This window comes from Rhizobium sp. BE258, assembly GCF_031457345.1.
Taxonomy (GTDB): Bacteria; Pseudomonadota; Alphaproteobacteria; order Rhizobiales; family Rhizobiaceae; genus Rhizobium.
This window is the reverse complement of sequence record NZ_JAVDWL010000002.1, coordinates 316,741-341,563: the sequence shown is the minus strand read 5'-3', so window position 1 is coordinate 341,563 and position 24,823 is coordinate 316,741. Positions and strand designations below refer to the sequence as shown.

Annotated in this window: 23 protein-coding genes; 15 read left to right on the top strand and 8 right to left on the bottom strand. The window is 61.6% G+C overall.

Annotated features, from left to right (window positions below):
* Positions 1 to 15: 15 nt before the first annotated feature.
* The 5 genes from J2X43_RS06905 (at position 16) to lpxK (ending at position 4,500) form a co-directional block, all read left to right on the top strand.
* Positions 16 to 825, top strand: a complete 810-nt coding sequence (locus J2X43_RS06905) for a 3'(2'),5'-bisphosphate nucleotidase CysQ (RefSeq protein WP_310292484.1) — start codon at positions 16 to 18, stop codon at positions 823 to 825.
* A gap of 61 nt (positions 826 to 886) precedes the next feature.
* Complete coding sequence (locus J2X43_RS06900; protein WP_112390568.1) at positions 887 to 1,135, top strand: DUF4170 domain-containing protein; 249 nt, start codon at positions 887 to 889, stop codon at positions 1,133 to 1,135.
* A gap of 175 nt (positions 1,136 to 1,310) precedes the next feature.
* Positions 1,311 to 2,627 (top strand): lipid IV(A) 3-deoxy-D-manno-octulosonic acid transferase, encoded by a 1,317-nt coding sequence (gene waaA, locus J2X43_RS06895; RefSeq protein ID WP_310292482.1) that lies wholly within the window; start codon positions 1,311 to 1,313, stop codon positions 2,625 to 2,627.
* 8 nt (positions 2,628 to 2,635) lie between these two features.
* Complete coding sequence (locus J2X43_RS06890; RefSeq protein WP_310292479.1) at positions 2,636 to 3,355, top strand: HAD family hydrolase; 720 nt, start codon at positions 2,636 to 2,638, stop codon at positions 3,353 to 3,355.
* Positions 3,356 to 3,459: 104 nt separating this feature from the next.
* On the top strand, positions 3,460 to 4,500 hold the full coding sequence (gene lpxK / locus J2X43_RS06885; protein WP_310292476.1) for a tetraacyldisaccharide 4'-kinase: 1,041 nt from the start codon (positions 3,460 to 3,462) through the stop codon (positions 4,498 to 4,500).
* A 3-nt stretch (positions 4,501 to 4,503) separates the two neighbouring features.
* On the opposite strand, the gene J2X43_RS06880 is transcribed toward lpxK, so the two are convergent.
* Both J2X43_RS06880 and mutL read right to left on the bottom strand, forming a co-directional pair.
* Complete coding sequence (locus tag J2X43_RS06880; protein WP_112390564.1) at positions 4,504 to 4,734, bottom strand: DUF2093 domain-containing protein; 231 nt, start codon at positions 4,732 to 4,734, stop codon at positions 4,504 to 4,506.
* Positions 4,735 to 4,800: 66 nt separating this feature from the next.
* Entirely contained in the window at positions 4,801 to 6,630 is a 1,830-nt protein-coding gene (mutL, locus tag J2X43_RS06875) for a DNA mismatch repair endonuclease MutL (protein ID WP_310292472.1), read from the bottom strand.
* 181 nt (positions 6,631 to 6,811) lie between these two features.
* Between mutL and J2X43_RS06870 the strand changes: the two genes are divergently transcribed.
* Both J2X43_RS06870 and J2X43_RS06865 read left to right on the top strand, forming a co-directional pair.
* Positions 6,812 to 8,533 carry a response regulator gene (locus J2X43_RS06870; RefSeq protein WP_112390562.1) on the top strand — a complete coding sequence of 574 codons (1,722 nt, stop codon included), beginning with the start codon at positions 6,812 to 6,814 and terminating at the stop codon, positions 8,531 to 8,533.
* Positions 8,534 to 8,657: 124 nt separating this feature from the next.
* Positions 8,658 to 10,019, top strand: coding sequence for an EAL domain-containing protein (locus tag J2X43_RS06865; protein WP_112390561.1), 1,362 nt, complete (start codon positions 8,658 to 8,660; stop codon positions 10,017 to 10,019).
* 63 nt (positions 10,020 to 10,082) lie between these two features.
* Here the strand turns inward: J2X43_RS06865 and J2X43_RS06860 are convergent, their stop codons facing one another.
* The 5 genes from J2X43_RS06860 to J2X43_RS06840 form a co-directional block, all read right to left on the bottom strand.
* A complete protein-coding gene (locus J2X43_RS06860; RefSeq protein ID WP_310292468.1) occupies positions 10,083 to 10,697 on the bottom strand; it encodes a PRC-barrel domain-containing protein in 615 nt (204 codons plus the stop codon).
* 244 nt (positions 10,698 to 10,941) lie between these two features.
* Positions 10,942 to 11,832 carry an SMP-30/gluconolactonase/LRE family protein gene (locus J2X43_RS06855; protein WP_112390559.1) on the bottom strand — a complete coding sequence of 297 codons (891 nt, stop codon included), beginning with the start codon at positions 11,830 to 11,832 and terminating at the stop codon, positions 10,942 to 10,944.
* A gap of 5 nt (positions 11,833 to 11,837) precedes the next feature.
* Positions 11,838 to 12,470: a 2-dehydro-3-deoxy-6-phosphogalactonate aldolase gene (locus J2X43_RS06850; RefSeq protein WP_112538108.1), complete on the bottom strand. Its 633-nt coding sequence runs from the start codon at positions 12,468 to 12,470 to the stop codon at positions 11,838 to 11,840.
* 13 nt (positions 12,471 to 12,483) lie between these two features.
* Entirely contained in the window at positions 12,484 to 13,401 is a 918-nt protein-coding gene (locus J2X43_RS06845; protein ID WP_310292461.1) for a 2-dehydro-3-deoxygalactonokinase, read from the bottom strand.
* Positions 13,401 to 14,171: an SDR family oxidoreductase gene (locus J2X43_RS06840; protein WP_310292458.1), complete on the bottom strand. Its 771-nt coding sequence runs from the start codon at positions 14,169 to 14,171 to the stop codon at positions 13,401 to 13,403. The genes J2X43_RS06845 and J2X43_RS06840 overlap by 1 nt, the downstream gene beginning before the upstream one ends.
* Positions 14,172 to 14,282: 111 nt before the next feature.
* Here J2X43_RS06840 and J2X43_RS06835 point away from each other — a divergent pair, with 111 nt between their 5' ends.
* Together J2X43_RS06835 and J2X43_RS06830 are read left to right on the top strand one after the other, a co-directional pair.
* Positions 14,283 to 15,077 (top strand): IclR family transcriptional regulator, encoded by a 795-nt coding sequence (locus tag J2X43_RS06835; RefSeq protein ID WP_112538105.1) that lies wholly within the window; start codon positions 14,283 to 14,285, stop codon positions 15,075 to 15,077.
* A gap of 228 nt (positions 15,078 to 15,305) precedes the next feature.
* Positions 15,306 to 16,034, top strand: coding sequence for an autoinducer binding domain-containing protein (locus J2X43_RS06830; protein ID WP_112390554.1), 729 nt, complete (start codon positions 15,306 to 15,308; stop codon positions 16,032 to 16,034).
* A 45-nt stretch (positions 16,035 to 16,079) separates the two neighbouring features.
* Here the strand turns inward: J2X43_RS06830 and J2X43_RS06825 are convergent, their stop codons facing one another.
* Positions 16,080 to 17,054, bottom strand: a complete 975-nt coding sequence (locus tag J2X43_RS06825) for a small ribosomal subunit Rsm22 family protein (protein ID WP_310292453.1) — start codon at positions 17,052 to 17,054, stop codon at positions 16,080 to 16,082.
* A gap of 475 nt (positions 17,055 to 17,529) precedes the next feature.
* Here J2X43_RS06825 and apbC point away from each other — a divergent pair, with 475 nt between their 5' ends.
* From apbC to J2X43_RS06795, 6 genes are all read left to right on the top strand, one after another.
* Complete coding sequence (gene apbC / locus J2X43_RS06820) at positions 17,530 to 18,696, top strand: iron-sulfur cluster carrier protein ApbC (protein WP_310292449.1); 1,167 nt, start codon at positions 17,530 to 17,532, stop codon at positions 18,694 to 18,696.
* A 426-nt stretch (positions 18,697 to 19,122) separates the two neighbouring features.
* Complete coding sequence (locus tag J2X43_RS06815) at positions 19,123 to 20,100, top strand: magnesium transporter CorA family protein (RefSeq protein WP_310293755.1); 978 nt, start codon at positions 19,123 to 19,125, stop codon at positions 20,098 to 20,100.
* Between the two features lie 18 nt (positions 20,101 to 20,118).
* Entirely contained in the window at positions 20,119 to 22,017 is a 1,899-nt protein-coding gene (locus J2X43_RS06810; protein ID WP_112390550.1) for a potassium transporter Kup, read from the top strand.
* 173 nt (positions 22,018 to 22,190) lie between these two features.
* A complete protein-coding gene (locus J2X43_RS06805) occupies positions 22,191 to 23,372 on the top strand; it encodes a cell wall hydrolase (protein WP_310292446.1) in 1,182 nt (393 codons plus the stop codon).
* A 281-nt stretch (positions 23,373 to 23,653) separates the two neighbouring features.
* Complete coding sequence (locus J2X43_RS06800; protein WP_112390548.1) at positions 23,654 to 23,995, top strand: AtpZ/AtpI family protein; 342 nt, start codon at positions 23,654 to 23,656, stop codon at positions 23,993 to 23,995.
* 71 nt (positions 23,996 to 24,066) lie between these two features.
* Positions 24,067 to 24,819, top strand: a complete 753-nt coding sequence (locus J2X43_RS06795; RefSeq protein WP_112390547.1) for a F0F1 ATP synthase subunit A — start codon at positions 24,067 to 24,069, stop codon at positions 24,817 to 24,819.
* Positions 24,820 to 24,823 lie beyond the last annotated feature (4 nt).

Below are 24,823 nucleotides of genomic sequence, written 5' to 3'. Positions count from 1 at the left end.
AGATTGGATTGAAGAATGAGTGACGACAGAAGCGCCCGCTGGCAGAGCGATCTCGCATTGATCGCCGATGCCGCCCAGCAGGCGGGCCGCGTCGCGCTCAGCTATTTCAACCAGTCGCCTGAGGTCTGGTGGAAGAACGAAGGCCGCTCGCCGGTCAGCGCCGCCGATTTCGCCGCCAACGAAACGCTCGAGAAGATCCTGCGCGCCGCCCGCCCCACCTATGGCTGGATGTCCGAGGAGACCGAGGACAGCGCGGCTCGGCTTGCCAGTGACACCGTCTTCATCATCGATCCGATCGATGGCACCCGGGCATTTCTCGGCGGCCAGACCCTTTGGTGCGTTAGCGTCGCCGTCGTCCATCGCGGCCGTCCTGTCGCCGGAGTGCTCTATGCGCCGGCGCTTGAAGAACTGTTCGAAGCTGTCGAAGGTGGCACAGCGCTGAAGAACGGCGAACCGATCGCGGTTTCGGCAAACGGTCCGGGAACGGTCAGCCGGTTTGCGATCGCCGAGGACGTGCTGAAATCCTTCCCGGCTCCGTTCCGCGAAGGCATCGAGCGGGTCAAGCATGTTCCCTCGCTTGCCTATCGCATCGCCATGGTGGCCGATGGCCGCCTAGAAGGGACGTTCGTCAAGCCGAACTCCCACGACTGGGATCTCGCCGCCGCCGATCTGATCCTCGAGCGGGCAGGCGGGCAGCTGACCGGTCTCGACGGCAACCCTGTCATTTATAACCGCGCTGCCGTCAGCCACGGTGCGCTCTGCGGCGCTGCGGCACCCCGCCTGCCCGAGTTTCTGGAGGGGCTGGCTTCGATACGAAGCAGTTGACGTTTCCGTCAAAATCCCGCAGATGAAGGCGCGGAGGAGACCAGAAAAGAAAGAGAAGAAAATGACGGAATCCGGTGGCAAGAAGCAGCTGCTGCACCTCGTATTTGGCGGCGAACTGGAAAGTCTCGATGACGTTCAGTTCCGCGATCTGAAGGATCTCGACATCGTCGGTATTTTTCCCGATTACGCATCCGCACTGACGGCGTGGAAGGGCAAGGCACAGTCGACTGTGGACAACGCACATATGCGTTACTTCATCGTCCACATGCACCGCCTGCTTGATCCGCAAGACAAGACCGGCAGCAACTGATTTTATAGGCTTTTCAGCAGGGTAGCCGCCTTCGTGGCGGCGCCGTCTCCTGCCGGGGCGTTACGCCCCACCCCGTCGAATGACGCATTCTGAACAAATTAATCGGCCATTGCCGCCGCAACAATAATTGGGGAATGGGTTTGATGTCGATCATTGTCGATCGGAGACGTTTTAGATGAGTTCGCCAGGAGCGCGGTTCGCGCTGGGCGTCTACAGGACCGCAGGCATCGTGGCGACGCCGCTGGTCGGCGCCTATCTCGCCTATCGCACCGCCAAGGGCAAGGAAGAGCGCGCCCGCCGGACGGAACGTTTCGGCTATGCGAGCGCCAACCGGCCGCAGGGTCCGCTGGTCTGGTTTCATGCCGCCAGCGTCGGCGAAACCAATGCCGTCATCCCGCTGATCCGCGAAATCCGCCGCCGCGATATCCACGTCATCCTGACCACAGGCACCATCACCTCGGCCAAGGTCGCCGCCGACCGGCTCGGCAGCGAGGCGATCCATCAATATGTGCCGCTCGACCTGAAGCCGGCCGTCAGCCGCTTCCTCGAATATTGGCAGCCCGATTGCGCCATCATCGCCGAGTCCGAAATCTGGCCGGCGACGATGATGGAGCTCGGCCGCCGCCGCATTCCGCAGATCCTCGTCAATGCCCGCATGTCGGACCGCTCCTTCGCCCGCTGGCAGCGCCGCCCGTCGATCGCCGAGGCGCTGTTCGAGAACCTGGCGTTGGTGATCGCCCAGTCCGATCTGGATTCCGAGCGCTTCCGCGATCTCGGCGCCCGCCATGTCATGACCTCCGGCAACCTGAAGGTCGATACCGACGCGCCGCCCTATGACGCCGCCATCTTCGCCCGCTACAAGCAACAGATCGGCGACCGCAAGACCTGGGCTGCCATCTCGACGTTCGACGGCGAGGAGAATGCCGCCGCCGTCGTCCACCGGACGCTGAAGGAGCGCAACAACCAGCTGACGATCATCGTGCCGCGCCATCCGGAGCGATCCGACGAGATCGAGCAGATGCTCGTCGCTCAGGGACTGAAGGTCGCGCGGCGCACCCGCAACGATATCATCACGCCTGACATCGATATCTTCCTCGGCGATACGATCGGCGAGATGGGTCTCTATCTCAGGCTCACCGAAGTGGTCTTCGTCGGCCGCTCGCTTTATGCCGAAGGCGGCCAGAATCCGCTGGAACCGGCCATGCTCGGCTGTGCGGTTCTCTCGGGCAGCAACGTCCAGAATTTCCGCGAGGCCTATCAGAAGCTCGCCCGCCGCGGCAGCGCCCGCATGGTGCGCGACACCGAGATGCTGGCCAAGGGCGTGCATTATCTGCTCATCAACGACGACGCACGCCGCAATATGATCGAGGCCGGCATCGCCGCCGTGCAAGAAATGCGCGGAGCACTGACGGCGACGGTGAAGGCGCTCGAGCCCTACATCAATCCGCTGACGGTGAAGGCAAGGCTGCTGCCGAAATCGGCGCAAGGCTGAGGGTAACAATGGCACTCGAGGGTATCAGGGGCATTCTCTTCGACAAGGACGGCACGCTCCTCGATTACGACGAGAGCTGGCTGCCTGTTAACCGCGAACTCGCCCGCATCGCATCAGAAGACGATGCCGCACTCGCCGATCACCTGCTGCGCGAAACCGGCATGGATCCGGTGAGCGGCCATATCGTTCCCGACAGCCTGCTGGCCGCCGGCAATACCCGCCAGATCGCAGAGGGTCTCGTCGCCGCCGGTTCGAAGGTGGAGGTCACCGAGCTCACCATCAAGCTCGATACGCTGTTTTCCAACGCTGCCGAATTCTCCGTGCCGGTCACAGATCTCGCCGGTTTCTTCGCCCGCCTGCATGCCCGCGGCTTCAAGCTCGGCATCGCCTCCAGCGACAACGAACGCTCGATCCGCCAAACCGCCCAGCGCTTCGGCTTTGCCCAATATGTCGATTATATCGCCGGCTACGACAGCGGCTTCGGTAGCAAGCCGGAAGCCGGAATGGTGCTCGGCTTCTGCAAGGCGACAGGTCTCGAGCCGTCCCAGGTCGCCGTCGTCGGCGACAACAATCACGACCTGCATATGGGCCACAACGCCAATGCCGGCCTCAAGGTCGCGGTGCTCACCGGCACCGGCTCGCGTGAATCGCTGTCCGCCGCATCCGACTACTGCCTCAATGACATCACCGAGCTCGAGCCGCTGTTGCCGGGGCTTCAGCCGGCGTAGCCTAGGCAAAGGCTTGCTTTTTCTTTGGTTTTGCCCTCTCTTTGCCGCCAGTTGAAGGGGATAGCCGGTTGCCATGGGTGCCGGAAGCACAGGGCAGGCACATCATGGTATCCGAAGCGCCGCCATTCTGGTGGACGAAAGCCGACTGGCGGGCCTGGACGCTGTCGCCCATTTCGCTGATCTACGGCGGGGTCGCCGGTTATCGCATGAAGCATGCGCGCCGCGCCTCCGTGCCTATTCCCGTCATCTGCATCGGCAATTTCACGGTCGGCGGCGCCGGAAAGACCCCGACGGCGCTGGCCATTGCCCGCGCCGCCAAGGCCAAGGGCCTGAAACCGGGCTTTCTCAGCCGCGGCTACGGCGGTTCGCTCGATGTCACGACGGTCGTCGATGCTGCCCATCACCGGGCGATGGCCGTCGGCGATGAGCCGCTGCTGCTCGCCCGCGAGGCGCTCACCGTCATTTCCCGGCGCCGCGTCGAAGGCGCCGAACGCCTGGTCAAGGAAGGCGCCGACCTGATCATCATGGATGACGGCTTCCAAAGCGCCCGTCTGGCGCTGGACTACGCCCTTCTAGTCATCGACACGGCGCGCGGCCTTGGCAATGGCCACACCGTACCGGGTGGTCCCGTCAGGGCGCCAATCCCGGTGCAGATGCGCTATGCAACGGCGCTGCTGAAGGTCGGCAACGGCAATGCCGCCGATGCCATCGTCCGCACGGCAGCCCGCGCCGGTAAACCCTATTTCACCGCCGCGCTGAAAACCGTCGGCATGAACGAGCTTTCAGGCTGCCGCGTGCTCGCCTTCGCCGGCATCGCCGATCCCGGAAAATTCTTCCGCACGGTTGAAACGCTGGGTGCCGAGATCGCGGTCGCCAAATCCTTCGGTGACCATGAACATCTGAGCGACGACGAGATCGGCAACCTGATCGAAATCGCCGCCCGCGAAAATCTGCAGATCGTCACCACATCGAAGGATTTCGTCCGCCTGGCCGGTCATCACGGCAGAGCGCAGGAGCTGGCAGAGAAATCGAGGGTGATCGAGGTGGAAATGGCCTTCGAGGACCCGCAGGCGCCGGGTCTCATCATCGACAGAGCCATCGAGGCCTGCCGCGCCCGCCGCCTGCGGGAAGCAAAGCAGAGCTAGAGATCAGCGCCTCTGGTTCGGCAGCACGCCGGCGCGCTTGTCGGCTTCGAAGGAGGAGATCACGTCGGCATAAGGCTCCTGGCGTGCAACGCTCCAGTAGCGCAGCTCGTCGAGCGGGATGTGCTTGCCGGTCATGGCGCAGACGACGTAGGAGCCCGGCGACAGGATCTGGAAATCGGCGTCGAGATAGCGGATTTTCGCCTCGCGGTTTCCGTGACCTTCAAACAAGTTCATCCTGCTCCGTTCCTTGCGGCTTTATCCTCCTGCCATATAGCGGCGCGTAAGACATTGCCAGTATTTTCAGCTTCGGCCGAACAGCCGTTCGATGTCGGAAAGTTTCAGCTCGATATAGGTCGGCCGGCCGTGATTGCACTGGCCGGAGCCCGGCGTCACTTCCATCTGCCTGAGCAGCGCATTCATCTCCTCCGGCCGCATGCGCCGGCCGGAGCGCACCGAGCCGTGGCAGGCCATGGTGGCGGCGACATATTCGAGTTTCTGCGACAGGCCGGAGGCCGTGTCCCATTCGGCAATCTCGTCGGCCAGTTGGCGAACCAGCCCCTGTGCGTCGACCTCGCCGAGCAGTGCCGGGGTCTCGCGCACTGCGATCGCCCCCGGCCCGAAACGCTCGATCGCCAGGCCAAGCTCGCCGAGCCCTTCGGCATGCACCATCAGCCGGTCGCAATCCTCTTCCGGCAGGTCGATGATTTCAGGGATCAAGAGCACCTGCGACGGCAGCCGTTTCGAATGCAGCGCCTTGCGCATCGCCTCGAAGACCAGCCGCTCATGGGCGGCATGCTGATCGACGATGACCAGACCATCCTCGGTCTGGGCGACGATATAGTTCTCGTGGATCTGCGCCCGGGCAGCACCCAATGGGAAGCGCTGCGGCGCTTCCTCGCGCGGCACTGCCGCCGGCTGCTGCCAGCTCTGTGGCTGTGGTTCGGAACGCGCCGTCGGCGTCACCAGTCCGTCGAAGGAGGCCTGTGGCCGCTCGGCAAAGCCGGTATTGGCAACCTGATAGGGGCGCGACGGTGACGTCTCCGGCGACCAGGGCGCCTGCGTCTGCGGCCGCTGATAGGCGTTCGGCTGGAACCCGGGACGGAAGGAGCGCAGCATGCCGTCGGCACCCGTGGTGGCGGCGCGGCTGCCGTCACGGGCAAGCGCCTCGCGCACTGCGCCGATGATCAGGCCGCGGATCAGTCCGGGATCGCGGAAGCGCACATCGGATTTCGCGGGATGCACGTTGACATCGACAAGCGCGGGATCGAGCCTGAAGGAGAGCACGGCCACTGGATAGCGGCCGGAGGGGATGGTCTCGGCATAGGCGCCGCGGATTGCCGACAGGATCAGCTTGTCCTGCACCGGCCGGCCATTGACGAAGGCATATTGGTGGCCGGAATTGCCGCGGTTGAAGGTCGGCACCCCGGCAAAGCCCGTCAGGCCCACATCCTCGCGCTCGGCGTCGATCTCGATGGCGTTGTCGCGGAAATCCTTGCCGAGGATCTGCGCCATGCGCGCCAGATGGTCGTCACCGGTGGCAGGCAGTTCCAGCGTGCTGCGGTCGGTGCCCGAGAGAACGAAGCGCACGCCCGGAAAGGCGATCGCCATGCGCTTGACGACTTCGGTGATCGCGGCTGCTTCGGCCTTTTCCGTCTTCAGGAATTTCAGCCGCGCCGGTGTCGCGAAGAACAGGTCGCGGACCTCGACGATCGTCCCGGGGTTCGAGGCGGAAGGTCTGAGATGCAGGAACTTGCCGCCGGAAACCGCGATCTCGCTGCCGCCGGCGCTGTCCTTACGGCGGCTGGAGATACTGAGCTTGGCGACCGAGCCGATCGAGGGCAGGGCCTCGCCGCGGAAGCCGAGCGTGCGGATATCGTCGAGCGTGTCCGAAATCTTCGACGTGCAATGCCGTTTGACCGCGAGTTCGAGATCGGCGGCATCCATGCCGGCGCCATTGTCGCTGACGCGAAGCAGGCCCTTGCCGCCGCCTGAGGTTGCGATTTCGATGCGGGTCGCGCCGGCGTCGAGCGCGTTCTCGATCAATTCCTTGGCCGCACTCGCCGGGCGTTCGATGACTTCGCCGGCGGCGATCTGGTTGATGAGCGTTTCGGAGAGCTGTCTGATGGCCATGCGCCATTTTCGTGGATTCGGCCGCCCGATGGAAGGGCAAAAAGCGCTCGTCCAGAGCCGCGCTTCCGACCCCCATATTTGGGGTGGCTTAATGTTAAGCCGCCGTTAGGAGAAAGCTGGCATTTTAATCGCATACCACCAAATAGCGCTATTAAATCGGATAGATGTGGGATTTTAGGGCATGAGTGCCGGCTTCGAAAAGACGGACGCATCATCCGTGAGCGACGAATTGCCGGTCGAACCCGATCTCCAGGCATCACTTTTCGATGCCGTCTCCGATGGCCTCTCTGCCGCACTCATCGTCTACGACAAGAACGATCAGATGATTTTCGCGAGCCGCCAGGTTCTCGACTTCTTCCCGATCGCGCCTTCGATGCTGAAAGCCGGTACCCGGCTGCGCGATTTTCTCGGCGCCGTCTTCGATACCGGCGTGCGCCAGCAATATTCCGCCAAACAACCGGGCGGTGTGCTCGGGCGCGAGGACTGGCTGTCGCAGAAGATTGCCTCGCATTGGCGCGAACGTTTCGAAATCATCGAGCGCCATGGTCCCGATCGCTGGATCCGGCTGATCAAGCGCCGGCTGCCGAGCGGTTACTGCGTCTCGATGATCTCCAACATTTCCGAGGAGCGCAAGCGTGAGGAACAGTGGCGCGCCGATCTGGAGCGCGTGCAGCTGACTGAGGACATCCTCGACAATCTGCCGTTCCCGCTGTTCGTCAAGGACCGCAATCTCAATTACGTCGCCGTCAACGTCGCCTTCTGCGAGAAATTCCAGACGACACCCGACGAGGTGCTGGGGCGCAAAAGCGGTGACCTGTTCTCCGCCGAGATTGCCAGCCGCTTCGAGGAAAGCGATCGCCATGTGCTGGAGACCGGCGAAATGTCGATCTCCCGCCAGCGCCAGGTTTCGCGCGATGGATCGGAGCGCGATATCGTCAGCCGCAAGCACCGCATCGGCAAGCCCGGCCGCTATTTCCTGGTTTCGACCATGCAGGACCTGCCGCGCGATGGCGCCGATCTCGACGAGTTCGACCGCGCCACTTCGGTCACCACCTCCAGCCACCAGTCCTACCGCCGGGCCTATGTGCCGCTGAACGGCGAGGCGACGCGGCGCGAGCCGGCGGCAATGGAAGCGATCGTCCCGGAGAATTTTTCCGGCCGCAAGATCCTCGTCGTCACCGGCGATCTCGCCGCCGAGACCGCAGCATTGCGCACCCTTGCCAAATACGGCTTCGAAGCCTGCGCCATTCGCGGCGAGGATGAGGAGGAGCATTTCCTGGAGATCGCGGCCTCTGCCGGGATCGATCTCGATCTGATCATCATCGACAACCAGATGGGCATGCGCTGCCTGGAGCTCGCAAATCAGCACGGCATTCCGGCGCTGATCATGGACGGCTTCCAGCTTGCCAACGAGCTTACCTTCCAGGTTGCCCGTCATTTCAACCGCAACAATCGTGCGGTCAGCGAGCCCGAAGCCGACTGGGAAATCTCCACTTCCGCAGATGGCGACGGCCTGCAGGTTCTGGTCGCGGAAGACAACGACATCAACCAGATCGTCTTCTCGCAAATCCTCGAAGGCCTCGGCTACCGCTACATGATCGCCTCCAGCGGCGACGAGGCCGTCAGGCTCTGGACCGAACACAAGCCGCAGATCGTGCTGATGGATATTTCGCTGCCGGGCCTCAACGGTTTTGAGGCCGCACGCATGATCCGCGGCATCGAAGAGGGCGGCATGGACAAGACCCCGATCATCGGCGTCCTGACCCAGGCATTCGAGCGCGACCGCGCCGAATGCGCCAAGGCCGGCATGGATGATGTCATCATGAAGCCGGTCAGCCCGGATATACTGGAGACGATCTTCCAGAAACACTTGCAGCCCGAGCAGGTGCGGGCTCTTGGTTGAACGGAAAGCTTGGTCAACTCCCTAGATTTTGGGGCGTCTGCAACCCGAAACATCGCCTTTCCACTATCGGTTTATTAAGACTTGGCCGCCATTCTCCCCGGAGGGAGTGAATTTCTCAGGTCAAATGATGAAGCCGGCGGACTTACCCTTTTTGCCCGTGAGCCAGAACGAGCTCCAGGCCATGGCTTACACCGATCCGTTGACCGGACTTGGTAATCGCCACCGCATGCGCGATCGGGTGACGCAGATCTCCGCCGAGCGCGCCAGCGATCCTGCGCCCTTCACCATCGGCATCGCCAATCTCGATTCCTTCAAGCCGATCAACGATCTGTTCGGTTCGGCCGCGGGCGACGAGATTCTGTGCCAGGTGGCTCACCGCCTGAAAGCCTGCATTCCTGACGGCGCACTTGTGACGCGCCATGATGGCGACGAGTTCGCCTTCGTGCTGCCACTGATTTTCGAACGCGCCAGTGCCGAGAAATTCGGCCAGATGATCCGCGAAGTGCTGTCGGCACCCTATGATCTCGGCGACCGCAACGTTCGTCTCTCCGCCTCCTTTGGCTTCGCCATCTATCCCTTTGCAGGCGAGGAATTTGACGAGCTGCTGAAGAGTGCCGAAACAGCGCTCTACCGCTCGAAGCGCCGCGGCCGTAGCCAGATCACCGTCTATTCGCGCGAGATCGCGCAGGAAATGAAGCGCGCCACGCAGCTGGAACAGGCGCTTCGAAACGCCATCATCTCCGATGCAATCGACGTGCATTTCCAGCCGATCGTCTCGCTTGCCAACAATCAGGTCGTCGGTTTCGAAGCGCTTGCCCGCTGGAACGATCCGGATCTCGGTTTCGTCTCGCCGGGTGTCTTCGTGCCGCTCGCCGAAGAGCGCGGCTTTATCGATGCGCTCTCTGAAACGTTGCTGCGCAAGGCTGCAGAGGCAGCGCTCTCCTGGCCGCGCGAGCTTTTCCTCTCGTTCAATCTGTCGTCGGCGCAGCTGATGGACCCCGGCACCAGCGCCAACGTGCTGTCGATCCTTGGCCGCGTCGGTTTCGATCCGCATCGCCTGGAGCTTGAGATTACCGAGACGGCGGTCATGAGTTCGGCCGATACCGCCCACCGCATCATCTCCGATCTGCGTCAGGCAGGCGTTCGCGTCTCGCTCGACGATTTCGGTACCGGCCAGTCAAGCCTCGGACGCCTTCGCGACTTCATCTTCGACAAAGTGAAGATCGACCGCGCCTTCGTCTCGCGCATCAACAACGACCGCGCCTCCGAGCATATCATCAAGGCGATCCTGACGATGTGCGAAGGCTTGGACCTTGAGGTCGTCGCCGAAGGCATCGAAGACTATTCGGAAGCCGTCAAGCTCCGTGCCCTCGGCTGCGGCATGGGGCAGGGCTATCATTTCGGCAAACCGGCCGACAGCATCGCGACGCTGCGCTACCTGCACGAAAACTACGATTCCGCCGGCGCCGAACGCGTTTCCGCCTGATCCCCATAAAAATAGCAGCGCCCCTGAGGACGCCGCCATCTACACTATATTCACCGCGCGGTGTTACTTGGCCGTGGTCGAGCCGGTTGCCGTGCTATCCGTCGGCATTGTACCCGTTGCAGCCGGGGTCTTCTCGGCTGCCTGCATCTGCAGCGTCTTGAACTCCGGCGCAGCCTTCAGGCTATCGGCCGTTTCCGTGGTCGTCAGCTTGACGCTGCCGTCCTGGGTATTCTGGGCCACGGTGATCTTGTCCATCGGTACGGCGACGTTCTTCTGGCCGATACCAAGGAAGCCGCCGACCCCGACCACAGCAGCAACGAGGCCGCCATCCTTCTTCATGATCAGGTCGGTGACGTTACCGATGCTTTCGTTCTGACCGGTATAGACCGACTGGCCGATATAGGTGTTGGCGCTGATCTGGTCTGCACCCTGTTCGGTCAGATAGGTGCCGCCAGCGGCTTGTGCCGTGTCAGTCGATGCAGCCGGGGCCGGAGCCTGTGCGGCATCACCAGCCGGTGCCGTCACTTCGGGCATCTTCGGTGCGGTGGCATCCGCCGGGGCGGACTGGGTCGCATCGGGGGCCGCAGGCTGCGGAGCCGTCTGCGAGAAAGCTACCGGTGCGAAAGCCGTGGCAAACAGGGCGCCAGCGGCAACGGTCGTCAGGAGTTTGCGTGTCATTTCGTACCTACCTTTTTTATTCCCTAGTGTGATCTCTAGCGCGGCGGACACCTCGTTTTCTGACGTCCATGCCGTGCCGGTTCGAAGGGGAAAATGGGTGGGCAGGTTATTGGTTCCGCTGAAAAACTTGGAAAAACTCGCGATTTTTCGGGAACTTTTATCTCAAAGGCTGCAGATTTCCTGTCGCGGAACGAGAAAAGGGGCACTCCGCAAAGAATGCCCCTGTCATCAATTTTGACCCGTTTCAGACCACGAAGGCCGGGTCGAAGACGCCCCTGACGGTGACGCCGAGTTCCAGCAGCGCACCGGCCTGCGGCTGCGAGGAGCGGGCCGTCTCGTCGAGACCTTCCCACGCCGTCGTCACCGCCAGGCGGTCGGCATCCTTGCCGATGAAGGCCGGGCAGGAGGGCTGTGCGGCGGGTACCTTATAGCGGGCGATGCGAAGACCATCCGGGCTGTAGCGGTCAACGACGCCGGCACCCCAGCGGGCATTCCAGATATAACCGTCGGCATCGCAGACCGAGCCGTCGATACCGCCCGGATCTTCCATGCTGTCGACCATGACGATCGGCTCGCCTGCGGGCAGGCCAGTCTGCGGATCGACCATCACCCGCATCAGGCGGCTGATCCGCGTGTCGGTGTAATAACCGATCGTGCCATCGGGCGAGAAGCAGATGGAGTTCGGAATGCTGATGCCGCTGAAGATCTTGGTGACGACGCCGCCCTTGGCGACGTGATAGATCGAGCCTGCCTGATTTTCCGCCCGCTTGCTCATCGTGCCGATCCACAATGCACCGGACTGATGCGTGCGGCCGTCGTTGGAGCGGTTTTCCGGCTGGTCGTTTTCGAGCGCCGCGTAGAAGGTCAACTTGCCATCGGCGACATCGCGGACGAACAGGCCCTCTTCGGTCGCCAGCAGCTGCCGCTTGTCGTCGATACGGGCAAGCACGCTTGCCATGAACGGCAGCTCGTGAACCTTCTTCTTGCCGCTTGAAAGCGTCAGCTCATGCAGTTCCTTGCCGAGAATGTTGAACCACCACACGGTATCGGTGGACGGATCATAGGTCGGGCCCTCACCGAGTACGGAATTGGTGTCGCAAAGTGTTTTGCCTTCAAATTCATGAATAGCGGTCATAATGCCTATGCTCCTACGGCTGCGTCATAGGCTAAAATGGTCGCCTTGGCGCGCTCGGCAACCTCTGCAACGGTCATTCCCGGCTTGTAGATGCTGGTGCCGAGACCGAAGGCCTTGATCCCGGCATTGGTGTATTCGGCAAAATTCTTGTCCGAGACGCCGCCGACAGCCGCAATGACGAGTTCCGGCGGCAGGATGGCGCGGATCGCCGTGATGCCGGACGGGCCGAGCACGCTTGCCGGGAAGAACTTGAGACCGGTGGCGCCGGCGCGCGCTGCCGAAAGCGCTTCCGTCGGCGTGAAGACGCCCGGCATCGAAACCATGCCGTAGCCATGGGCGCGGATGATCACGTCAGGCTCGACATTCGGCGTCACCAGCAGCTTGCCGCCAGCATTGTGCAGGCTATCGACGGCCTCGGTGGTCAGCACAGTGCCGGCGCCGATCAGCACCTCCGATGGTGCCATCTTGGCGGCGATCTCGATCGACTTGAAGGGTTCCGGCGAGTTCAGCGGGATCTCTATCGCCGTCAGGCCGTTTTCGATCAGCGCGCCGACGACGCCTGCCGTCTCCTCGGGCTTGATGCCGCGCAGGATGGCGATCAGTGGGCGCTTCATGGAGGGGAAAGGAACACGGTTCATGGCTTTAACTTTCTTATTTTGACCAGATGGCGGCAGCAGCTGCGGAGAGGCCGCGAAGCACTGCCGTATCGGCATCTATCGTCGTGAATTTAAGAGACAGGGATTTGAAGGCGGTTTCGTAAAGCGTCTGCAGGCGGCCGGAAGCGACCAGCGCGATCGGCGTATCGTTGGCGGCATCCGACAATGCTCCGGCAATCTCCAGGCCGATCAGCGTGCCTGAGATCTTCGCCTGCGCGCCGGCAGCCGTCAGCCCATGCAGCAGCTGGCCGGAGCGGGCGGTAAAGAGCAGATTGGTCGCCATCGCCGGCTGGTGGAACGCAGCCGTCACCGAGGCCTTGAAGGCCGAATTGTCTGATGGAGACTGGTCGGCGCCGGCAACGGCATGCGACAGGATCGTGTGTTTGGTGATCGCGTCGAAAAGCTCGCCGGTCATGAAGGTCGAGAAGCCGATGACTTCGCCATCCTGCACATGCACCCATTTGGAATGCGTGCCGGGCATGCAGACCGCTTGCGCGCCGGTGCTCTCCGCGCCGAGCGCTCCCAGCAGCTGGGTTTCCTCACCGCGGATCACGTCAGGCGAGGCCTTGTCGCGCTGCGCGAGGCCCGGAAGAATGCGGATATCGCGGCCCTGGCCGGGAACGGAGACCGCACCCGTCAGGATCGAGGAGAGCGTTGCCGGAACGTCGGTATAACCGGCCTCGACCCAACCCTGCTTGGCCCCGACCATGCCGCAGGCGATGACAGGGAGATCGGCCGGTGCCGAGACCTTGTCGAGATGCGCGGCGAGCACCTCGGCAAAGCCGGTTTTCGCCGCCACCGTCATGCCCTCGCTGCCGCGGCTTTCGCCGAGCACGCTGCCATCCTCGGCGATCAGCCAGAGCCGGAAACTGCTCGTACCCCAGTCAACCGCGACGTAAGCGGGATTTGCCATCAGAAAATGCCTCCATCGACAATCATGGACTGCGCCGTCACTGCGGCCGCGCAATCGGATGCTAAAAATAATGTGGGACCGACGATCGCGTCGGCGTTCAGCACCCTTTTCAGGCACTGCCGCTCGACGGTCCTGGCGATCCCCTCTTCGGTGAGCCAGAGCTTCATCTGCCGCTCGGTGACGATCATGCCGGGCAGGATGCAGTTGACGCGGATATTGTCAGGCCCAAGCTTGCCCGCCAGGCTCTTGGTCAACCCGATGACGGCGGCCTTGGCGGTGGAATAGGCCGGAAAGTCCGGCATGTTCAAAAGGAAGGCGATCGACGACATGTTGATGATCGCCCCGCCGCCGGCCTCCCGCATCGACGGCGCCACGGCCTGCGCCGTGAAGAACACATGGCGCAGATTGGTCGCCTGATTGTTGTCCCAGTATTCCGGCGTCACCGCATCGAAATCATGCCGGTCGTCGCGGGCGGCGTTATTTACGAGAACGGTGATCGGACCCGACTGGGCGACAACCGCATCGACTGTCTGCCTGACAGCCTCGATATCGCGCAGATCTGCCTTGAAGAAATGAACCGGGTGCTCGCTGTCCCGTGACAGCCGCATGGAAAGCGCGCGGCTCTCGTCCTCGGCGATGTCGATGAAGGAGACTTTGGCGCCCTGGCGCGCGAAACCCTCGACGATGGCCGCGCCGATGCCCGATCCGCCGCCGGTCACCAGAACCGTCCGATCCCTGAATTCCGGAAACCGTGCCGATACACCCGTCACCGCATTCCTCCCGTAGTTCCATTATTTAGAACTTAATTTGACTATGTGGAATTATCGATTTACGTTGGCCTCTCTGTCAAGACCGCAGGCGGTCACAACGGTAGGCGATGGATGGTTCCGCGAAAAGGCACAGAAGGCGAAAACGACACCGGAACGCTCGGCAAACTCATGGTCCTGCTCGATTTGGTGACCCATGCCGAAAGGCCGCTGCGCTTCACGGACATATTGGCGCAGGCCGGCCAGCCGCGCGGCACATTGCATCGCCAACTCGGGCATCTGGTGGAGGAGGGACTGCTGGAGCTCGATGGCGAGGGCCGCTACTCGCCGGGACTACGCCTGCTCGATCTTGCCGCCCGCAGCTGGGCGAAGAACGAATTCCGCCTGATCGCCGAGCCGCATCTGCGCGCCTTGCAGGCGATGAGCGGCGAGACCGTCCATCTCGGCGTTCTCCGCGGCACCTCGATCATCTATCTCGACAAGGTCGAGGGCCAGCAATCCGTCCGCATGTATTCGCAGATCGGCAACGCCTCGCCGGTCTATTGCACCGGCGTCGGCAAGGCGGCTCTGTCCGTCCTGCCGGAAGCATCAGTCGCCGCGCTCGCCGCCGTGATCCCGTTTCAGCGCTTCACCGAGAACACCCTGGCTTCCACAGAAAGCCTGCTTGCCGAACTCGCCGACATCCGCAAGGTGGGTTGCGCTTTCGACCGGGAAGAACACGAGCAGGGTATCCGCTGCGTCGCCGCGCCGATCTGGACGCCCGATCGCAGTCTGGTCGGCGGCGTCTCGATCACCGGCCCCGCCTACCGGCTGACGATGGAGCGGCTGACGGAATGGGCAGAGCCCGTGCGCGAGGCAGCCGGAAGCATCATGGAAGGCATGCGCGTCAGGCTTGGTCCACGCCGGTAACGCGGGCGTGATGGTTTCATCGGGTGGACGCAAAAGAAGAGCATGCTTATGATGAGGACCATATTGAGATTTGCCGGCGAATCACACCAACTGCGATAGTTCGTCAAATAGTTACAAGTTTCGACCGGCCGCGCATTTTAAGGCCGGGAACCATATTTTTCGTTTTAGGTTTAGCAATTTAGCAGCGCAGTTGATCTGAACCGCAAGCTCGGGAAGATGAAGAAGTAGATGGCTTTGTCACAAGCGTCCGATCAGACGGACGGGTATGTCCAGGAGATAGCGGGTCTGAAGACCCAGTTCGATATCTTCCGCTTCATGAAGCGGGTAACGGACGCCTTCGGCAGCCGTGCCTTCATGGTTCTCAACCTGCCGCCGATCACGTCCTTCGAACTGCAGAGCACCACCGTCATCACCAGCTGGCCGGCAGAACTCCTGTCGCTCTACGATCAGGAAGGGCTGATGATGAACAGCCCTGTGCTGCGCCGGTTACGCACCTCGTCCATACCGTTCTTCCACGACACGTCAAAAGGCTGGGTGCGCGACGACGGCAAGTCGGCGATGGTCGCCGGGCTGTTCGAGCGCTTCCGGATGGTGCGTTGCGCCTATTTCCCGACGCATGAGCCTTCGGGTCTGCGCGGCGCGGTTTCCTTCGCTGGCGATCGCGAGCCCTATACGCCGGAGGAGATGCGCAATCTCTCCTATATCGCCATCCATGTCTTCGACCGGCTGGCCGAGATCCGCAATCTCGACAACCGCCTGACCGATACGCTGACGGACCGCGAGGTCGATTGCCTCAATTGGACCGCTGCCGGCAAGACCAGCGCCGAAATCGCCGATATCCTCGGTCTCTCCGAGCATACGGTGAACCACTATCTGAACCGGGCGACGAAGAAGCTGGATACCGTCAACCGCACGCAGGCGGTCGCCAAGGCGCTGCGCATCGGCCTGATCAAATAGCCTGCCGAAAAAAACGTCACGGCGCTTCAAAGATGGGCAGCGCGATCAGCCGCTGTCCTTTTCGCGGGCATCGCCCCAATCGGCCCGCCGCGCCCATTTGAAAGCGGCCCCATCTCTTTTCGATAATGTCTGTTCCGCTGCACGTCCGTCGTCCTGACAGAGTTTCAGTCTGATGACGCTGCCGGAGCCCTGTGGCGGGGCAATCACCCGCGCGTCGGGCAGCGCGACGGGGAAGCGGCTGGCGGCGATGAAGATGTATTTCTCATCCTCCCACGGCACCTCAGCATCCTTCACCAGCCGGTGGATCTTCGAGCGCGAAACGCGCCGGGAGAAGTGGCACCAGTCCGGTGCGGCGATCGGACAGTCGAGGGCGTGCGTGCAGGGCGCAACGATATGGGCGCCCTTCGAAAGCAGAACGTCGCGAGCCGCCAGGATCCTGTCCCAACCGGCCGGCGTGCCGGGCTCGATGATAACCAGCGTGTCGCCGGTCAACGCCCAGAGTTTGACGATCGATGCAGCGATCTGGTGCGGCTCGATCTCGTCGAGAACATAGGCAAGCGTGACGAGATCGGCAGGTGGCAGTGAGGGCAACTCCTTGAGAAGATTGCCATCCACCCAGTTTGCCGGGAAATCGAGGCCCTCCGAAAGGCTCTGTCCCGTCTGCCGGATCGCGGCGCTGGCTTCCACCATCGTCGCTTCGCCGATACCGGGCCAGCAATCGGCTGCCGCCCAGAGCGCCGAACCCGGACCGGCGCCGACATCGATGAACCGCTGTGGCTCGAAGTCTGGCCGCACCTCGGCGATCATCTCGAGGGCGGCGCGGATCGCCGCATAGGTCGCGGGCAGACGGGCGGCCAGATAGGCATGGGCCGCCAGCTGGTCGCTGATATGAAAGCTGCCATCACGCAGCTCCTGCCGATAGCGGCTGGAAAGGCGCGCCGAGGCGCGTTTCAGCGCATCCAGCGGCTGACCCTCCAGCATCGCTTCCACCCGTTCACGCAAGATCTTCGGCAGTTCCATCGTCGTCGCCCATTCTGGTCACCCACGCCATACAGCCGGGCTCGCGCAATGCCAAGCGCAGCACTTGGCATGCACCTTGCTTCTTATCTGGCAGAGGTCCAGAGGGGACTTTGAAAAGAGCGCCAAGAATGGCGCCATTTCGGCCAGCCGCCGCCCACGATTGTAGATGCGTTTCTCTTGCATCCGGTCGCTGGCGGCGGTTGTTGCCTTTATGTTACGGCGCCTTCGCCATCGTGCCCACCCCCCAATTATTAGTGTGATTTTGTCTCTGGTCATTTTTGGCCATTGCGCTAGGTCGGTCTGATCGCGCCGGTTCTCGGGGAGACCGTTGCGGCCATCGAGGCGAAAGCCTGGCGGACCAGATGGCCGCAACGGAATTCGATCGCGCGTTTTCCGTTCCTCATTGCCGATTTCGTTTGGCGAAGGCGCAGCCCTCCACTATCTACGTGTCTGCAAAGATACGCGTGAGGAATGCATGACTGAGGTCACCAAGGAACAGGTTCTTGAAACGCTGAAGACCGTGCGCGGTCCCGATCTCGAACACAATATTGTCGAGCTCGGCATGGTGTCCGACGTCTTCATTTCCGATGCCAAGGTCTATTTCTCGATCACCGTGCCTGCTGAACGGGCAAGGGAACTCGAGCCGCTGCGCCAGGCCGCCGAGCGCGTCATCAAGGAAATGCCGGGCGTCAAGGGCGCGCTGGTCACGCTGACCGCCGACAAGAAGGCCGCTTCGCAGTCCGCTCCCGCCGCCCGTCCGGCCGCATCCCATGCCGGCCACGATCACCACGGCCATTCCCATTCTCACGCCCCGCAGCCCCAGCAGCAGCGCAGCGGCAAGATCGGCGTGCCGGGCATCGGTGCGATCATCGCCGTCGCCTCCGGCAAGGGCGGCGTCGGCAAGTCGACCACGGCAGTCAATCTGGCGCTCGGCCTGCTCGCCAATGGCCTGAAGGTTGGCATCCTCGATGCCGATATCTACGGCCCGTCGATGCCGCGCCTGTTGAAGATTTCCGGCCGCCCGACGCAGATCGACGGCCGCATCATCAACCCGATGGAAAATTACGGCCTCAAGGTCATGTCGATGGGCTTCCTCGTCGATGAGGAGACCGCGATGATCTGGCGCGGCCCGATGGTCCAGTCGGCACTGATGCAGATGCTGCGTGAAGTCGCATGGGGCGAACTCGACGTTCTCGTCGTCGATATGCCGCCCGGCACCGGTGATGCGCAGCTGACCATGGCCCAGCAGGTGCCACTCGCCGGCGCCGTCATCGTCTCGACGCCGCAGGATCTGGCGCTGATCGATGCCCGCAAGGGTCTCAACATGTTCAAGAAGGTTGAAGTTCCGGTTCTCGGCATCGTCGAGAACATGAGCTATTTCATCGCTCCCGATACCGGCACCCGCTACGATATCTTCGGCCATGGCGGCGCCCGCAAGGAAGCAGAGCGCATCGGCGTACCGTTCCTCGGCGAAGTACCGCTGACGATCAACATCCGCGAAACGTCGGATGCCGGAACGCCGCTGGTGGCTTCCGAGCCGAACGGCATCGTCGCCGGGATCTATAAGGACATCGCTGCCAAGGTCTGGGCGGAGGTCGGCGGACAGCCGCAGCGTCCGGCCCCTGTAATTGTCTTCGAATAGCACAGACGGCGGATTCGGGCGGCCGCCTCATACCCCAAATTGCGGGGGAAATGTGGTGAAAACGCGCAGTTCACGTAACACGTCTTGATTATTTCGCCGCTTTCCGTCATATGCCCCGCCGTCGCCATGAGGGCGGTTTCTGCAGATGCTCGATGACGGCCGCCTTTGCCCCCGGGGGTTCCCGGCCAGCCTGCATGTTCGGAGTTGACTTGTCGGTTGAAGGATTGGTGACTGCGATGCGGTTGAGCACAATGCGCACCCGGCAAACGGCCGGACGCAGCCGGAGTTGTATGAACTTTTTTTATCCGTTTCCGTTAGTCTCCAAGGCTTGCAGCCTCAGCGCTGCCTTCTTGGCAGCCGCGTGATGGAAGGGCGTTCGATGATGGCGATGATGGCATGGCGCGAGCGCGGCTGGAGACAGGCCCGTTGATCACCGCCTATTGCTCCAACTGCAAGTCCGTCGAGATTCGTGATCTGGCGAAGATGGACGAGTTTCCGGATGACGTCGTGTGGATCGATCTGATCGAGCCGACGCGCGAGGAGGAGCTCTATGTCGAGAAAGTGATCGGCATCGAAGTGCCGACCCGCGACGACCTCAAGGACATCGAACCCTCGGCACGCCTCTACACCGAAGGCGACGACGTGTTCATGACCGCCTCGCTGGTCTGGCAGGCCGAAACCGCATCTCCGACGCTGACGGATGTTGCCTTCATTCTGTCGGGCAACCGGCTGATCACCATCCGCTACGCCCATCCGAAATCCTTCAAGCTGTTCATCGCGGCGCTTCATCGCGTGCCGGAACAGTGGCGCAATGGTGCCGCGCTGCTTGCCAAGCTGCTTGAAACGATCGTCGATCGCACCGCCGAGATTCTCGAACTGTCCGTTGCCCGCATCGACATTCTCTCGACCCATGTCTTCGGCGAACGCGCCAAGAAGGTGCGCAAGCCGTCGAACTATCTGGAAGAAAAGCTGCGCGACATCGCTGCCCACCACCGGCTGGTCTCCAAGGTGCGCGATAGCCTCGCATCGCTCTCCCGGCTTTCAAGCTTCTTTTATACGGTGCCTGCCGTTCAGCACGATCAGAACACCAAGGAACTCTGCCGCACGGTGTCGCGCGATATCCAGTCGCTCAACGAACATGCCTCGTTCATCGCCGGCAACATCACCTTCCTGCTCGATGCTTCGCTCGGCCTGATCAACATCGAGCAGAACTCGATCATCAAGATCTTCTCTATCGCATCCGTGGTCTTCTTGCCGCCGACCCTCGTCGCATCCATTTATGGTATGAACTTCGAATTCATGCCGGAACTGCACTTGGCCGCGGGTTATCCCTATTCGCTGGGCCTGATGGTCGTATCCGCCATCATTCCGTTTTTCTTTTTCCGATGGAAAGGCTGGCTCTGAGGAGCCTGTTGTAACTTCATGTCCGACGAAAGCCATTCGCACGATCGCCACATGACGCCGCGCAAACTCTTTTATCTTGCGCTCGGCTCCGTTGGCGTCGTCTATGGAGACATCGGTACCAGCCCGCTTTACGCATTCCGCGAAGCGCTGAAGCCGGTCGCCCAGGATGGTCTCACCCGTTTCGAAGTCATCAGCCTGATCTCGCTGATGATCTGGGCGCTGACCATTATCGTCACCCTCAAATACGTGCTGCTTTTGCTGCGCGCCGACAACGAAGGCGAAGGCGGCACGCTGTCGCTGCTCGCCTTGCTGATGAAAACGGCGAATGGCCATACTGCGATCCTCGTCGCGCTCGGACTCACTGGCGCCGCGCTTTTTCTCGGCGACGCGATGATCACCCCGGCGCTGTCGGTTCTGTCGGCGGTCGAAGGTATCAAGCTCGTGGCGCCGAATGCCTCGCCCTATATCGTGCCGATCTCGGTGGCGATCCTTGTCGGGCTGTTCGCCTTCCAGTCCCGCGGCACTGGCACGATGGCCCGCTTCTTCGGGCCGATCACCGCGATCTGGTTCATCGTCATGGCACTGGTCGGCATCTCGCACATCTCGGATGATTACGGCATCCTCGCCGCCTTCAACCCATACTATGCCGTCAGCTTCCTGCTAAATGAAGGCTTCTACGGCATCGTCGTGCTGGGCGCCGTGTTCCTGACGATCACCGGGGCAGAAGCGCTTTACGCCGACCTCGGCCATTTCGGCCGCCGTCCGATCCAGTGGGCGTGGTTCGCGCTGGTCTTCCCCTCGCTGACGCTGAACTATCTTGGGCAGGGCGCTCTCGTTCTCGGCAATCCGCTGGCGATGTCGGATCCCTTCTATCTGATGTTCCCGAAATGGGCGCTGCCGTTCGGCGTCGTGCTCGCCACCTGCGCCACCATCATCGCCAGCCAGGCCGTCATCACCGGTGCCTTCTCGCTGGTCCGTCAGGCGATCAACCTCGGCTTTCTGCCGCGCATGGAAATCCTTTTCACCTCGGAAACCAATACGGGCCAGATCTTCCTGCCGTCGGTCAACGCCGTCCTCTTCCTCGGCGTCATGTTCCTGGTCATCACCTTCAAGACCTCGGATGCGCTGGCAACGGCCTATGGTATCTCGGTCACCGGCGCGATGGTCGTCACCTCGATCATGGCTTTCGAATTCGTTCGCACCCGCTGGAACTGGTCGATCCCGGTGGCCGCGATCGTTTTGCTGCCCCTGCTTGCGCTCGAGCTGATCTTCCTCGGCGCCAACCTGCTGAAGATTCACGACGGCGGCTATATCCCGATCCTGATCGCCACCGCCTTCATCGTCATCATGTGGACCTGGCGCCGTGGCACTGCAATCCTCACCGAAAAGACCCGCCACACGGATATTCCGCTGGCCTCCTTTGTCAGCTCGATCGAGCGGAAGAGCGATCATTCGCCGGCCCATGTTCCGGGCACCGCGATCTTCCTGACCAGCGATCCGGAATCCGCACCCGCCGCGTTGCTTCACAATCTGAAGCACAATCACGTTCTGCACGACAAGAACGTCATCCTGACAATCCGTACCGTCAACAAGCCGCGCGTTCCGAGCATCGACCGCTACAAGGTCGAGCCGATTTCCGAGCGCTTCTCGCGTGTCGAGCTGCAGTTCGGCTTCATGGAAACCCAGAACGTCTCGCAGGCGCTGGCGACGCTTCGAAAGACCGGACTGAAGTTCGACATCATGTCGACTTCTTTCTATCTCGGCCGCCGCAAGCTGGTGCCGGATGCGAAGTCGGGCATGCCTTACTGGCAGGACCGCCTCTACATTGCGCTCGCCAATGCTGCGGCCAATCCATCCGACTATTTCCGCCTGCCGGCCAACCGCGTGGTCGAGCTCGGATCGCACGTCATCATCTGACCTCGCGCCAGATCGCAATTCAGGGAACCCGGCCTTCGTGCCGGGTTCTTTGCGTTTCGCTATATGAAAAAATTCTCACGGAGAGATTCCGGGACGGCGAATTAACCAAGCATCAAGGTTAATGAGAGATTTTCAATGCAGTGTTCATGCGTCCCGTGTTCCGGAGTCTGGCGTTGCGTCGACAGAGCGTTTTCAGCAGCAAGCTGCGTTATCTGCCCAAAAACTGGATTTCACCCGCGATCTTCGGCATCTGCGGGTGGCTTGCATTCCCCAGCATCGTTTCGCATGCGGATCTCGCCGCCATGCTCGCAGGTCTCGATGAGAGCCGCGAAAACTGGCGCATGGTGATGACCAATTCGCCGGCCGGCTCCATCCATCAGGCGGAGTTGACCTTCGCCGATCCGATCGTCACCGGCACGGTCGCAGCCGGCGCCGGCATGGTTCTGCCCGATGGCCGAAAGGTCGCCTTCGTCGCCGAAGGGAAGGGGCATGAGGACACCACCGATGAAGAACGCGTCAATCGCAGCCTGAAGAAGGGCCGCGTCGTCGCCGTCGAGAAGATGCAGCCACCGAAGGATTTCACCGCCGGCTCCATTCTCCAGCGCACCAAGCTGCTGTTCGAACCCAGCTTCAATCTCAAGGACAAGTCGGCTTTCGTGAAGCCGAAGATCAAGGGCAAGGAAATCGAGATCGCCACGGCCTTCTATAAGAAGGAGCCGGTCAAGCCGGAAACCGTGGTGCCGACCTTCCTGGCCGACCTCGTCAACAACAACAAGCCGGATGTGCTGGCAACCGCCTATGCGCCGGCCGCCCCGGACTATTCGCGTCAGTCGCCCTTCGATTCGATCCTCACCGACAAGAGCGCCAATGACGGCCGCTTCGTGCCGCAGATCGGCGCCAGGGATCATGCCTGGGCCGCCAGCATTCTTCCGCCGGCGGTGTTTTCGGCCGCCGAGCAGCAGTGCCTGGCTTCAGGCATCTATTTCGAAGCGCGCGGCGAATCGGTGAAGGGGCAGGCGGCCGTCGCCCAGGTCATCCTCAATCGCGTCCGCAATCCGGCCTATCCGAAAACCATTTGCGGCGTCGTCTATCAGAACGAAGACTGGCGAAACCGCTGCCAGTTCTCCTTTGCCTGCGACAACATCAAGGACCGCGTAAACTCGCAATATCACTGGCGCATGGCTCGTGAAGTGGCGATGGCGGTGACAGCAGGCAAGATCTGGCTGCCGCAGGTCGGCTCCGCCACCCACTACCACGCCGTCTATGTCCGTCCGAAATGGGCAAAGACCATGGAGAAGGTCGGCCGTATCGGTCTGCACGTCTTCTACCGCACCTATGGCGGCGGCTGGAGCTGACCGGAAGCCGCCTAAGCTGTGGATTCTCTGCAGCTTGCAGCGCCTATAAAGCGGATTCTCCCGCTCGAATTTTGCCAGGCCGCCTAAATTGAGATCAAGTATTTGATCTAGCTCGATTATTTTATGTCTGAGCGCAGGCGCCCTATGCCTTGACTATACCAATCCCTAAAACTATGTTGCGCGCGACTTCAGAACGGGCCGAAAGGTTCTATATTCCATGTCTCTGACGTCCACAGGACCGGGGTAGCGGGATTGGGGATAGAGGCATAGGAGGAGGAACCATGTCGGATGACCGGGAAGAAAGTCTGGACAGGCGCCGCGCGCAGCTGGGAGCAGAGCTCAAGGCGAAGCGTGTAGAGGCGAGAGAGGAACAGGCGAGCGAGGCCCGCGCCGAGGAAAGCCGTAAAGGCTATGCCCAGGCGATGAAGCTTTCGAGCGAATTCATCTCCGCTATCATTGTTGGTGCCCTGCTTGGCTATCTCCTCGACCGTTTTGTCGGCACGGCGCCTTGGGGTTTGATTATTCTTCTGCTTCTCGGATTTTGTGCCGGTGTTTTGAATGTTCTCCGTGCCGCAGGCAAGGTTGCAAAACCCGAGCCCGGAAACGGAAACGGCAGCAAATAGGGCAGGGCGCGCCAGCGCTCCGCTCATTATGATGATCCCGCGCCCGCGGGCCAAAGAAGAGAGAACAAGCGGTGTCTAACGATCCGACTCATCAGTTCCTGATCCAGAAGATTGTGCCGATCGAAGTCGGCGGGATTGATTTCTCGTTCACCAATGCCTCGCTCTTTATGGTGGCCTCGGCAGCTGTTGCCGCTGGCTTCCTGTATTTCTCGACGTCGAACCGCGCCATCGTTCCTGGCCGCTCGCAGTCCGTCGCGGAAATGTCCTACGAATTCATCGCTTCGATGCTGAAGGAAGGCGCCGGAACCAAGGGGATGAAGTTCTTCCCGCTGGTCTTCTCGCTTTTCATGTTCGTGCTGACGGCAAACCTGCTCGGCATGTTCCCCTACTTCTTCACCATCACCAGCCAGATCATCGTCACCTTCGCGCTGGCGCTTCTCGTCATCGGCACGGTCCTGGTCTACGGCTTCTATAAGCACGGCTTTGGCTTTCTTAATGTCTTCGTGCCTCAAGGCGTCCCCGGCATTCTTCTGCCGTTGGTCGTGACGATCGAAATCATTTCCTTCCTATCGCGTCCGATTTCGCTCTCGGTTCGTCTTTTCGCCAACATGCTCGCTGGTCATATCACGCTCAAGGTGTTCGCAGGCTTTGTCGCCTCGCTCGGAGCCCTTGGTGCGCTCGGTATCGGCGGTGCCATTCTTCCTCTCATCATGACCGTCGCCCTGACCGGTCTCGAGTTCCTCGTCGCCTTCCTCCAGGCTTACGTCTTCGCGGTACTGACTTGCATGTACCTCAACGACGCGATCCATCCCGGCGGGCACTAAGGAT